Origin of the sequence: Virgibacillus sp. M23 (assembly GCF_034190895.1) — a bacterium.
Classification (GTDB): domain Bacteria; phylum Bacillota; class Bacilli; order Bacillales; family Amphibacillaceae; genus Virgibacillus; species Virgibacillus salarius.
Window position 1 is genome coordinate 1 of record NZ_JAWDHA010000390.1, and the last position, 380, is coordinate 380.

At 50.8% G+C, this 380-nt stretch carries 1 protein-coding gene; it reads right to left on the reverse strand.

Going from position 1 to position 380, the window contains the following annotated elements; all coding sequences use genetic code 11:
* Positions 1-380: transporter substrate-binding protein (locus tag RVS70_RS23160; protein WP_321135094.1), on the reverse strand; the 380-nt coding region annotated here is incomplete at both ends.

Sequence of the window (380 nt, forward strand, 5' to 3'; positions counted from 1 at the left end):
GGATAGAACAGCAGCCCATTGTTTTGCTCCACAACCGGAAGCATGGCTTTGCGGCTAGCAGATGTCCATCCGCCAAAAACAGCAGCCACTTTGTCTTGCTGAAGCAGCTTTCTCATTTTTTCCGCATATGTAGGCCAGTCTGAAGCGCCGTCTTCCACGACGGGTTCAAGCTTTTTGCCGAGAACTCCGCCTTTTTGGTTGATTTCTTGAATCGCGATTAACTCTGCATCATGGACCGACACTTCGCTGATCGCCATTGTCCCGCTTAGTGAGTGAAGAATCCCGACCTTCACTGAATCCCCGCTTGTGTCGATATCAACTGTTTTTTTCGCACTTCCGCTGGCTTCTGACACTTTCTTCGGCGCAGCACACCCTGCCAT